The sequence below is a fragment of the Chloroflexus sp. genome, assembly GCF_034434295.1.
Taxonomy (GTDB): Bacteria; Chloroflexota; Chloroflexia; order Chloroflexales; family Chloroflexaceae; genus Chloroflexus.
This window is the reverse complement of the sequence record NZ_DAOTZQ010000040.1, coordinates 1-12,723: the sequence shown is the minus strand read 5'-3', so window position 1 is coordinate 12,723 and position 12,723 is coordinate 1. Positions and strand designations below refer to the sequence as shown.

8 protein-coding genes and 1 pseudogene are annotated in these 12,723 nt (G+C 56.5%); 6 read left to right on the top strand and 3 right to left on the bottom strand.

The genetic code is table 11. The annotated features are described in order from the left end of the window. A partial coding sequence (locus tag VAE57_RS06115) for an LCP family protein (protein ID WP_322821002.1) occupies positions 1-1,277 on the top strand: 1,277 nt, incomplete at its 5' end. A gap of 188 nt (positions 1,278-1,465) precedes the next feature. Here VAE57_RS06115 and VAE57_RS06110 read toward each other — a convergent pair. Together VAE57_RS06110 and VAE57_RS06105 are read right to left on the bottom strand one after the other, a co-directional pair. Continuing rightward, complete coding sequence (locus VAE57_RS06110) at positions 1,466-2,719, bottom strand: MFS transporter (protein WP_322821001.1); 1,254 nt, start codon at positions 2,717-2,719, stop codon at positions 1,466-1,468. Further along, positions 2,716-4,104, bottom strand: a complete 1,389-nt coding sequence (locus tag VAE57_RS06105; RefSeq protein WP_322821000.1) for a GH1 family beta-glucosidase — start codon at positions 4,102-4,104, stop codon at positions 2,716-2,718. Before VAE57_RS06105 ends, VAE57_RS06110 begins: the two co-directional genes overlap by 4 nt. 574 nt (positions 4,105-4,678) lie before the next feature. On the opposite strand from VAE57_RS06105, the gene VAE57_RS06100 reads away from it, so the two are divergent. From VAE57_RS06100 to VAE57_RS06080, 5 genes are all read left to right on the top strand, one after another. Next, complete coding sequence (locus tag VAE57_RS06100) at positions 4,679-4,957, top strand: WXG100 family type VII secretion target (RefSeq protein WP_012257420.1); 279 nt, start codon at positions 4,679-4,681, stop codon at positions 4,955-4,957. 130 nt (positions 4,958-5,087) lie between these two features. Then, a complete protein-coding gene (locus tag VAE57_RS06095) occupies positions 5,088-5,882 on the top strand; it encodes a hypothetical protein (protein ID WP_322820999.1) in 795 nt (264 codons plus the stop codon). Positions 5,883-5,885: 3 nt separating this feature from the next. Beyond that, positions 5,886-7,898 (top strand): hypothetical protein, encoded by a 2,013-nt coding sequence (locus tag VAE57_RS06090; protein ID WP_322820998.1) that lies wholly within the window; start codon positions 5,886-5,888, stop codon positions 7,896-7,898. 60 nt (positions 7,899-7,958) lie between these two features. Further along, positions 7,959-8,285, top strand: coding sequence for a hypothetical protein (locus VAE57_RS06085; RefSeq protein WP_322820997.1), 327 nt, complete (start codon positions 7,959-7,961; stop codon positions 8,283-8,285). Beyond that, positions 8,272-12,036, top strand: coding sequence for an FtsK/SpoIIIE domain-containing protein (locus VAE57_RS06080; protein ID WP_322820996.1), 3,765 nt, complete (start codon positions 8,272-8,274; stop codon positions 12,034-12,036). Before VAE57_RS06085 ends, VAE57_RS06080 begins: the two co-directional genes overlap by 14 nt. Before the next feature lie 485 nt (positions 12,037-12,521). Here the strand turns inward: VAE57_RS06080 and VAE57_RS06075 are convergent. Then, positions 12,522-12,723: pseudogene (locus tag VAE57_RS06075) on the bottom strand (hypothetical protein); the annotation flags it as partial.

The window sequence follows — 12,723 nt, the reverse complement described above, 5'->3', positions numbered from 1 at the left end:
TCTGTCGTGCTCTGCTTGATCAGACTGACCACGATCTCTTACTAAACTTACTGACTAATCCGGTTGTTCCTGAACGATTACCTTCACAACGCCACTGGTTGCGATATGTGTTGATTGCGCTCCTGGCACTCTTCGCCGGCTGGTTAGGCTTCCAGACCGGACGGGTGGTTTGGGCAGCGATGACTATCCGGCAGAATCTGGAAGCGATGCGGTTGCCGACAATAGAAGCCACACCGACGCCGGCGATGTCGGTGGTAGCATTCACCCCTCTCCCATCTCCCCAACCGTTGAATGTTATCCAACCGACGTCGGTTGTTCCTACTCCATTGTCGGCTGCCACCATGCCGGTACCAACACCAACATCCATTGTGCACAACGTAACCATTGCTGCTTCAGCGACTCCTATTCGCTTGCCGGGGATTGATGGGCGGATGCCGGTGCCGACCTTGATGCCCACAGTGGGTGTCAACCTACCCTCAAGTGACGTTATCCATATCCTGCTGTTAGGGAGTGATCGGCGTCCTGGTGAAGGATGGGCGACCCGGGCCGATGCTATCATGGTGGTACGGATCGAGATGACGACGCGCCGGGTGGCTTTGCTCTCGTTGCCACGCGATCTGATTGTTGCGATTCCCGGCTACGGGTACGGGCGGATCAACAGTGCAACGGTGTACGGCGAACAGGATCCGGCTATTGGTGGTGCTGAGTTAGCCAGGCGCACCGTTTCTCAGCTTCTTGGATTACCCATCGATCACGTCGTATGGGTCGATTTTACCGGTTTTATGGCCGCTGTTGATGCAATTGGTGGTATTGAGGTTGAACTGGCGCAGCCAATTTATGACCCCCTGTATCCCACGATGGATTATGGCGTGACATCAGTTTACTTTCCGGCAGGCAAACAGTGGCTTGATGGTGAGCAGGCGTTAATCTTGAGCCGGACACGCCACGCCGATAGTGCCTATGCTCGTGAAGCGCGCCAGCAGATGATTTTGCTGGCGATTGCCCGGCGGATTCGCGAGCAAGACCCCGTTCGCCAGGTTGAGCTGGCTGCACACGTTACCACTGCTCTACGGCCTCATATCCGAACCGATCTCAGTACCGATGATCTACTTGGTCTGTCCTGGTCGTTGCGCGATGTCAACCTGGCAAGCGTTGAACGCTTTGCGTTGGACGCAGATGGTGTATTTGAGGGGCTAATCGAGGGTGACCCATACGCACTGACGCCACGTCCCGGAGCGATTGAAGCCCTGGTACAGGCGTTTGTTCGTGGGAGGTAATGCTTCACATGTCTCATCTCCGAAAGGTTGAGATTTTACGCCAACCACCAATGATCCCGGTATCACGTTAAGAGTGTCGTCAAGGGTGATTGGTGACACTGTAGTGTTGGTAACGGTTGATGCATAGATTCAGTGGGAGAGGGGTAGGTGCACATCAACCATCCCTCTCACCACGCTCACCTCGTGCATCACAAGGTCTCCTGCTTGCCCTTCCCGATCACGAAAATGACAGCATTAACCAACACCGCCGCCGTGTAACAGAGTGCGGCAATGAGGAAAATAGGAGCAAACCCGGCGCTGCTTTGCAATTCGGCACTCATCGTCGGACCGGCAATGTAGCCAACAGTTGCCGCTGCCCGAATCATGCCAATGATGGTGGGGTGGTAATGGGCCGGGGCCTGGGCGAGTGCCTGTGCATCAAACAGTGGCGTTGCCATATTCATCAACATGCTACGCAACATCGCTATTGCTGCTGCCACCGTTAGCGATGGCGCGAAGGCCAGCGCGATCAGGCACGGTATCGCCAGCGCTTGCGTGAGTACCACTCCGGCCATCCTGCCCACTCGTTTTGCCAGGTACGGGCCTGCCAGTGTTGCTAGACCGGTAGCCAGACTGATCAGTGCCAGGATCAAGCCGATCATGGCATCGCCGGCAGTGAAACGCTGACGGAAAAACAAGCCCAGGTAGGGTATGAAGAGGGCTGCACCCAGAGAGATGAGTAATGGCCCTGGTACGAATGCCAGGCCATATCGAATGGCCTGCCAGAGGTCGCTTATCTGGCCGCGTCTGGTAACGGTAGTGACTGTTGGTAGAGGACGTACCGGCAAACCCAGGAGCGGCACGCTGGCCAGCATCACCAGGACAACACCTGCTACAGCGTTCAGCCGATAGGCGGTCAGTGCATCGCCTTCAATCGGCAAGAGCCGCCATACCGTTGTCAGTGATCCGCTTAGCAGACTACCGAGACCATTGATGATCAGACTGAGTGCGGCGCTGCGGGCAAACAGACGATCAGGGCTGTTAGCACCACTCAATTGCATCATAAGTGGTGGCCCGGCCAGCGTAAATAAGACACTGGCCGGGCCGCTCATGGCCACGCATCCCAGCAGCATCCACGCCGTCAATGGGGAGAGGTCAGATGCCGGTGGTGCGAGTGATAATCCCAGCAGTGCCAGTCCATGCAGCAGGCAACCGCCGATCATTGCCGGTCGCGCTCCTATCTGTCGCACAAGCTGCCAAAAAAAAGGGCTGATCAACCCACCGGCAAGCACTGATGCACTGTTGAGTAAACCGATTAAGGCCAGATCACCTGCAAACGGTATAGAGAGCCGATAGGTGGTATAGCTGAGATCGGCATACGCGATTGTCGCAAATAACCATCCTACCGTCAGGCCGGCGGTCAGCATGCCAACTGTCGCGAGGTAGCGTTGCTCGGCGTTCATGACGGCTCGTTACCGAACAGACCATTGCGAGCGATAATGTCACGGTAGACGTATGCGCTGCGCTTCCACACACGCCTCTGGGTAGCGTAGTCGGTATAGATTATGCCGAAGCGCTTGCTGTAGCCCTTTGCCCACTCAAAATTGTCGAGCAATGACCAGACGAAATAGCCACGCAGGTCGATCCCTGCGGCAATGGCTCGCCGGCATGCCTCGATGTGAGACTGTAAATAGGCCACACGTTGCGGGTCTTCGACAACCTGATCATTGGAGCCGGGTGCCGGATCGTCAAACGCCGCACCATTTTCAGTGATGTACAGCGGCAGAGAGGTGTACGAGCGTGCCTTCTGTAATGACTCAACGATGCAGTCAGGATAAATCTCCCACCCCATTGCCGTCTTCGGTAGCGGCCCTGGTACCTGTTTTGCCATAGTGAACGGCTCCCGCCAGGTAAAAGCATTGAGCAAGCGGGTATACGTATTGATACCGAGAAAATCGATAGGCTGACCGATAATCTCAAAATCACCCGGCTGAATCGGGGCAAACACCAGCCGGCGGGCAAAGTGATCGAGCATATCAGCGGGATAACGCCGACAGAAGAGCGGCTCTAAAAACAGCCGATTCATAATCCCATCGATCCGTTGCGCTGCCTTCTGATCGGCAATCCGCTGGCTGGCCGGATACTGCGGCCAGATCATTAGCACAATCCCGATCTGAGGCGATGGCATATCACTGTGCACCGCCTGGGGGCAGGCGGCGCGAAAGGCACTGACCGCCAGGCCATGTGATAACAGTAAGTGATGCACGACAGCCAGCACCTGCCAAGGCACACGCTTTCCCGGTGCATTTTCGCCATTGCCGTAGCCGTAAAATGCCTGAATGAACGGCTCATTATGCGTCGTCCATAAGGCCACGTCACCGCCGATGGTGCGGAAGAGGTAATCGGCATATTCGGCGAAACGCAGTGCTGTGTCGCGCTGCGTCCAGCCGCCACGGTCTTCAAGGGTTTGCGGCAGATCCCAATGGTAAAGGGTAGCTACAGGGAGAATATGTCGTCGGTGCAGACCATCAATGAGCCGCCGGTAGAAATCCAGGCCGCGCTGATTGGGCTGACCAGAGCCAGTTGGGAAGATACGCGGCCACGATATGCTGAACCGGTACGCTTTCAATCCCAACGCTGCCATATGATCGAGGTCTTCTTCATAGCGATGGTAATGGTCACAGGCAATGTCACCGGTATCGCCGTTAGCAATGACGCCAGGTCGCCGGACAAAGCGATCCCAAATACTCTCGCCCTTGCCGTCTTCATTCCAGGCTCCCTCGATCTGATACGCCGCCGTTGCTGCACCCCAAAGAAAATCAGATGGAAAATGGATGTCGTTGCTCATAGGTTGTCAACCGTCACTTCAATGTGCAGAGTACTCTGCGAGGAACGTGATGGCAACTGACTGCCCGCTGGTAGCATACCACCAAACGGTAGTGATTGTAGCTTGCGGTAATGCTAGTCAGAATCTGTGATATACGTGATAGTAAACGCTCTTCATCCAGAGAACTAACTCCACGAAATGATATTCCTGCCACATTCGGAGTGTCAGGGTTGCGTGGCTATGCATTACCTATAGATATGCATTACCTATAGAGATGATGCATATCTCGCGCAAGCGGGAGCGGGGCTGGGGGCGAGCGCATTCAGGCGTCCTCAAGTCTTATCTCTTCGATACTATTCTCGAACCTGCCACCAGCAGGGAGCCAGGCAGCGGGTACATACCACTGACCGTACCATTCCCGTAATCAGCAATAGCCTAGAGAAACCCACCTGCGCTTCTCCCTATTTTCTATTTCCTGTGTCTACCTCCTCCTATCACCCCAATTTTGATGAATTTTTCTTTCCCCGCGCACCTTTTGGCCCCTTTTTACGGTTCTATATATGCAGCCGTTCTTTATCTTGCAAAGGAGGACACCATGAGCGACCGCGTACTCTCGACCGCTACCGCCCGCGAAGCCATTGAGCGTTTTCAGCGCATCGTGCAGGGGCCGCTGTTGCAGCAAATTAACGACTTGAACCGTGAGGGACAGTTGCTCTCGGATCCCAACAACTGGGATGGTCGTCTGGCCGCCCAGTTTCGCTCGCACTGGGCGGAGACGCACCAAAAGCTGCTCGCTATTCGCGATGCGCTTGAGGATCTGCGCCGGCAGGTAGCCCAGATTAATCAGAACATCATGCAGGCCGGTGGTCAGTAAGCGCTAGCACCTCGCTTTGGTGAGAGGCTGTCACGTTTATATGCGCTCCTGGGTCAGCCTCTCACCGGCTTTCCTCCCAATTGTGTTGTTCCGATGCGTGACCTGAACAAGAAGGAAACTGGAGCAGCGTATGTCACTTACCTTTCAGATCAGCCATGCTGAGCTACTTTTGTTGCTTGGTCTGCTCGAATTGCCCCGGCCTTTTGCGTTGGGGCAGAGTGTGTTGCCGGAGCGACCGGTGCTTGAAGGTGTACTCGGTGCGGCAGTTGGCAGTCTGGCAGCACGTGACCTGTTGAAATTACCGGCCCAGCCTGATCACCTACCGACCCCTGATGCTGGTCTGGCGACGTTATTGCGCACAGCGGCGCTCGCCGATAGTCTGATGATTGTCGCCAGCGGCCCACCCACACGCCTTAGTCATATCAGTCGTGCTGGCGCGAACTTTGTGTTGCACTCCAGTCCAGCGCCAGACATACATCGCTTTGCCGCACTTCCCGGTGCCGGGCATGTTATCGACACGATGCTTGCCATGGTGATGCCGGAGAACATTCCGGAACCGGTCAGTACAGAGCCGCTCATGCTGGATGGTGAGGGATTGTTGACCGCGTTTAATGCCCTGCAACACGATGATCTTGATACCGCAGCACGTGTGTTTCAACGGCACGGCCACACTCCGGCGAAGGTACGTCCACTGATTGAGATGATCGGTCCCCAACCAACCCGCCACGCGCTGGCGGTGATCCGACAGTTGCGTCAGCCTGACTCAGAAGCCCGTGGGGCAATTGTCGTTGCCGGACGGTATGGAGGCTGGTGGGTTGCGCCGGCACCTGATCGGGATGATCTGCTGGCGTTGTGGCCGATTGGTGGTCCGGGATTGCGGGCAAAAATGAGTGAGTTTGGAGCCTGGATCTGTGAGGCTGCATAAGTTATGAATACCGTTGCTGCTATTCCAGAGCATTTACGGCGCTTCGCGGCGGCAACAGCCACTAGCCATGATCGCTTGCACGCTGAAGCCGGTCGACTGACCAATACCTTGCACTACTTCTCCGGCCAGTGTCGTGAATATGCGGTTCCGCACATTAACGGCCTCAGCGATGCCTTGTTTGCGCATTGCCGGGCGATTAACGAGATGGTTGAGTGGGTGCGCACGACCGCTGAACGCCTTGAAGCGGCTGATCGGGGCACACTCCGACGCCCCTCTTTTTGGGATGTAAGCACTGTCGCGCTCACTACGTTCGGGACGGTTGCCCTGCGTCGTTCGACCTCGCTCAACGGGCCAGTGTTTGATATTGGAGCACGAGTAGCGTTACGGGTGATATGGCAACTCCGTTCTCCACCATCGCTATCCCCCCATCACAAGACCGTGTTGCGAGTGACTGCCTGCCTGGCAGCAGGCTGGACGGTACAGAAGATGCCACCTTTGCACCGCTGGTGGCTCAATCTGCTCTGGCCCGGCTCGCGGACACTAGCAGTGCAGTCGTTCTTCTGGCGGGTATCGATCTCTTCTCCACTTCTTCTCCCCTGGCAGCCGTTGCCGATAGCGATCCATCTGCTGGGGAGCACGCACCGCTTTGAGGCGGTTATGCACCATCTCCAGCAGGTCGCACGTGAGCTTGCGCCATCGCTGCGGACACTGGGATGGATGATGGTGTGGGAACCTGCGCTCTTCCGGTCAATTGTACACAGGCAGATCGCTGAGGTTACGCTTCGTGCATCCGCCTTCGCTGCCGATTTGCTTTGGCAACACTGGCAGCGACAGGTTCGCTACCATCTGACGCAACTGAGGCCATTTATTCCCAGCCAGGACCAGATGTGGCGTCTGCTCAATCAGAGTATGATTTTGAATACCGATGTGATGTTACAGATGGGCTTCCAACAACAATTTCTGACAATCTTTTTGGCACAGATCGGCGCTGTTGCAGGACTTAGTACTGCTCCTCGTCTGCCGGAAATAATCCAAAGTCCGACAGACATTCTGGCGCTCACCGAGAGCGGCTTCTGGATTGATGCATTTCAGTATCTTACCCTTGCCGAAATGCGGGAACTGGTCACGAATCTGGAACAACTCGATGCTCAAGTCAGAAGGGACCTCAGGCTTTGGGTGTCGATCCGCCCTGCCGCAGGCCCAGAAGCCGAACCTAACGGTCAGGCAGTAGTCACCGACGTGTTTCCACCGCTGGAGGATCAGACCAACCCGCAGCAACCGTACCGGGTATCTCCAGCGGCATTGCAGGCAAATGCCCACGGCTTGATTAGCTCCTATTATGGTGAGGAGGTGCGGGCAGCTCAGGTGGGGAAGGACGAGTTTGCAATTGGCATTAACGGTCTCAGCCTTAACAACATGCCTGTTGGCACTAATGGTCTGGTTTCGGTGATCGATACCGCAGCAGGCAAGGAATATATCGAGCAGAACCGGTACTATCAGACGGTTATCGGACGTGTCTTGTGTTTGATCAACGAATTGCCTGAAGGCAGTACGCTCCATCTGACCGGGCACAGTATGGGTGGTGGGATGTGCATTCTGTTGAGCAACGATCCGCGAGTGCAGGCAGCTCTGGCGCAGCGCAATATTCAGTTAGCCAGTGTGACCACGCTGGGGGCTGTGCGCCCACAGGGAGAATGGGACGATGTTCCTCCTGTGATCAATGGTCAACCGGTGACTGTACGTCACTATGTTGATAGCGATGACAAACTGGCATTGTCGGTTGGGGCAGGCCACGAGGATGAGCAGTATCGCGATGTTGTGTACATGCTGGATAACAACCGTATCGATCAGCCGAGGATTGTTCATAGTGCCTATCAAGATGCCGACTATACCCAGTTACCGGAAACTGCTCAAACGCTGCCGTTTACGGTTGATCCGACCTACTTCCGCCTGGTAGAGATACCGCCACTGCCATTTGAAGAAGTTGATGTGGTTGTAGACCCGTTGTGGGCGTGAATGATCCGGATTTGTGATTGTGTTGTGACGTAGTTCGAGTTATCCCACAAGGAGGTGCCTATGTCGGGACGCCCTGATGTTTGGTGGAACTGGCAGGCATCTGATGACGCCATCGGTGCACTGCGGCGTATGGCGGCTGCGCTTGATACAGAAACCGGGCAACGCGCACGGGCTGCTGCCGAATTGCTCGCCGCCTGGCAAGGACCACGCCAGGAGGAATGGGCTTTGCGGCAGGCTTCCCTGCAGATTACTGCCACGAGCTTGCGTGATCGTTGTTTGCAGGCGGCACAAGCGATTGCTCAGGCCAGTGCCCGGGCACGGGCCGAGCAAGATCGGATCAATCGTGAACGATCATTACAGCAGGCGATGCACAATGCCGGACAGTAACTTTAATCGTCCACCCCGTCTCCGCCCGCGTTGGAGCGTGGAAACGATTGATTTACCTGCACCACCACCGCCGCCATCACCGCGTCCGAATACGGTCTGGTTGCAGGCACTCCTTCCGATCATCGCTGCGCTCCTGTTTGGGGCCACAGCGCTGATCGGGTACGGATCGTGGCTGGCAGCGGTGCCGGCGCTGGTGCTGGCCGTGCTGAGTGGTGGGGTAACCCTGTTTCACGAACATGATACGGTGCGCCAGCAAGCGCAGACCCACGCTGAACAGCAGGCGGTCTTTGCTGATCGGTTCGCTATGGCCAGGTCACGTCTACGTCGTCTGCACGAAGAGGAGCGGGCAGCCCGGCGTTATCTGGCCCCCGATCCGGTGGAGTTGTTACGGATTGCCGGCGCCGATGAGCGGTCGCGATCACCCGAACCGCGATTGTGGGAACGGCGCTTGAGTGATGACGATGCGCTTGAACTGCGGGTGGGTTGCGGCACGCTGCCGGCGTCGGCGCGGGCTGTAGTTGCGTCCGGTGCACCTGCTGACCGGCGGATCGATCAGGTCATCGCCGAGTATGCCAGCCTCCATCAGGTACCGGTGTGCATTCCACTGCTCCAGCTTGGATCGCTCGGCATTGCCGGGCCACGCCCGGCAGTATTGGGGCTTGCCTACGCCATGCTCACCCAGGCTGCGGTATTACACGCGCCAACCGAATTGCGGATTGGTGTGATTGCCGGCATTGCCACTGCTGCCGACTGGCAGTGGATTGCTCGCTTGCCGCACTGTCAGGCTCCCGATGCAACCTCGGTTGTGCGATCATTGATTGCAACCGAACCACAGGCTACCGAGTCGCTGTTAACCTGTCTGCTCGATGAACTCAGTCGCCGCCGTGAATTGCCCACGAATCATCAGGTACCGTTTTTGATCGTTGTGGATAGTGCAACCCTCATCACAACTCATACTGCACTCGGTCAGTTGTTACGTGATGGTGGTGCCCATCGCTTCATCGTTGTGGTATTGACCGATGACTGGTCGCACATTCCTGAGCATTGTGCGGCGATGGTTGAAGTTGATCAACGCATGGGGCGGTGGACGCGGGCCGGTGAGGCGTGGCCGGTAACCCCATTCCAGCCCGATCTGCTTGATCGCCGCGAGGTTGAACGGTTAGCCGCTCGCCTGGCAACCGTGCGTCTCAATGAGATCGGTGCCGGTCATCATCTACCGCGCCAGGTACGGCTCCTCGATCTGTTATCGGCGCTGCTTCCAGACGACCAGTCTGTTCCCGTGCGCTGGCAGCAACAACCTGCAATGTCCTGGCATGATGATGTACCAATTGGGGCGTTGAGCGAAGGGAAGCCGTGCTATCTCAACCTCAACGAACAACAACATGGCCCGCACGGCATTATTGCCGGCGCCACCGGTACCGGGAAAAGCGTCTTGTTACAGACAATTATTACTGCTCTGGCAGTTACCCACGGCCCTGATCGGCTCAATCTCCTGTTAATTGATTTTAAGGGTGGAGCTGCGTTAGCGCCGTTTGCTGCCTGGCCGCATACAACAGGCTTTGTGACCGACCTTGATGGACGGTTGGCGGCACGCGCAATCGCTGCGATTAGTAGTGAGTTGCGCCGTCGCAAAGCGGTGTTGCGCACAGTCGCCGAACGCTACGGGGTTCATATCGAAAATATCGCCGACTATCGTGATCTGGCCAATCGTCAGCGCCTGGAACCACTACCCAATTTGTTGATTGTGCTCGATGAATTTGATGAAATGGCACGCAGTTGTCCCGATTTTGTCAGTGCACTCGTGCGAGTAGTGAAACAGGGCCGTTCGCTGGGAGTGCATCTGCTGATTGCGACCCAACAACCGGCCCGCGTCGTCAGTGATGAGATTCGCAGTCAATTGAGTTACTTTATCGCACTCCGTTTAGGTAGCAGTGATGATAGCCGGGAGCTGTTGCAACGACCTGATGCTGCATTTTTGCCGTCGCAGTTGCCGGGCCGTGCCTACATGCGTAGTGGTAGTGATGTGCGATTGCTTCAGGTTGCGCGATTGAATGGGCAGGCAAACGGGTCGGGCGATCTTGAACTCATCGGTCAGCGCCTCATCCATGCCGGTCGGACTTATCTCGATCAGCTTAACTGGCAACCAACGCCGATCTGGCAACCACCACTTCCGGCCCGATTAACAGTAGATGTACCGTCATCTGATCTGCACACCGTGATCGGCTTGCTTGATATACCGCAACAGAGTCGGCAAGCACCGCTCGTGATTGACTTGCGGGCCGGCCATGTAGCGGTATTTGGCGGACCGGCCAGTGGCAAGAGCACAACCCTGGCCCGGATCGTACTTGAACTGGCTCGACGCCTTTCGCCAGACAATCTCTGGTGCTACATCATCGATGGTGATGGTCGTCTGTTAAGCCTGTTTGCCGACCTGCCGCAAGTGGGTGCGCTGGTACGCCCCTTTGAGCGCGAAGCCATGGTGTCGCTCTTCCGCCAGCTCGAACATCAATTACGTGAACGACGTGCGCGAATTGCTGCCGGTCAATCGCCAGGTCCGGCGCTGCTGTTAGTGGTGGATCGCCTGGCCGCAGTGCGCGATGAGTTGCGCGATGCCGCCGGCGAAAGCGATCTATCCGATCTGGTGCGTCTGGCGCGGAATGGTCGTGATGCAGGTTTTCATCTGGTGGTCGCTGCGGATCGACCTGCCGACATTCCCTATCGCCTGGCTGCCCAGTTCACACAACGATTGGCGCTACGACTGCCCGATCTCAACGATTATGCCGATGTTTTCGGGCTACGGCCTGCAATCCAGCTCCCACCCCACCTTCCCGGTCGCGGATATTGGCTCCATCCCGATGAGGGTTTGCAGGAAGTACAGGTCTCGTTGCCGGTGGGAAGTAGTGACAGCGGTGATAGCCGTGAACTGGCACTTGCCATGCGCACGCAGATCGCAGCATTGGCTGCTACAATACATAACACTGCTTCTACTCTACCACCACCGTTAGCCTTGCTGCCAGAACAATTGTCATTCACTCAACTGCCGGCATCCAGCTATCGCGATCATACGCTACGCCTGTCCTGTGGTTGGGCTGCCGAACCGCCGGGTCCAGTGTGTGTCTGTCTGACACCAGAGGCACCTCATGCGCTGGTCGTTGGGCCACGCCGCAGCGGGAAGAGCACAGCGCTCTTGACCATCGTGCGGAGTGCGCAAACTGTTGAACCGTCACTTCGCTTTGTGGTCATTGATGGCCCACGACGCAGCCTGCGTCACTTGCAAACGTTACCGCAGACGGTACGCTACGTTGCTGATGAAGAGGGAATCGCAACCTTGAGTGCAGAACTGAGCGGGTTGCGCCGCAATCCGACTGCTCGCCATCTCGTGATCATCGATGACTACCACCTGTGTCGCGAGCGCTGGCGTGACCACTTCACCCAAAGTTACAGTGCAACCCCTAACCTGTTTCAGCAACTCGTCGATCTGGCCCAAACCGGGAATGAGCCATTTCATCTGATCATTGCCGCCGGGATCACATATGCCGATGATCCACTGTTGCGCACCCTGGACAGCAGTCGTAACGGCCTCGTCATCTGGCCGGGACGCTACGAGTCAGGGACACGGCTGCTCGGTCTTAATTTGCCGCTCCCTGAACAACGTACCAGTGAGCAGCCCCCAGGCCGGGCAATCCTGATCAGCGGTGATGAGGAGCCGGTGTTAATCCAGTTGGCCGGTGGAGAGCGTATCAGATCCTGAAGCTAGCAGGTGCATACGTTGGAGAGGTGAACATGCCGATGCTTCGTGAGCGACAACCGCTAATGAGCGTTCAGGGTACAGAGTTTCGGTTCAGGGCCACGTGCAGTAGGCATCACGGTGCGCAAATGAACGACTTTTATGTCAGTTATCTATAGAACTTATCTAACCCAGTTTGCTACCTTTGTCACCACAGAGGCACAGAGGACACAGAGGACGGGCGTAACCGGCGTTGCCACCTTGAGGCGTGACGTAGCGCATTTATGGGAACTGGCTGATACCCACATCGTTCATACAGGTACGCTGCACGATGTTGTGCGCAGCATCGTGCTGTTCATCCTGGCAGTCAGTCACATAGCCTGCTCACAGCACAGGTGGCAACTTGGGTTACTTCATAAAAAGCTGTGCTATCGTGCTCCTGGACAGTCGTCTAGTCGCATGAACGCCTGTCCATCACCAAAGCCCGTCTATTCTTTTCCAACACGCCTCTAACACGCCGGTATGACAGAAACAGGGTTGACGACCATCTCCAGCACCATCACGCGCCGAATTAATTGCCTTGCCCGCCCATCATGCCCGTGTCGCATTTTATGGAGTGCGGCAGCCATGCTGCCGCAGCAGCCGTACTCACGAGGAGGCGGGGTGTGTTCGTCGCGCACATACTCCCAGGCTACCGGTATAACGGCGAGG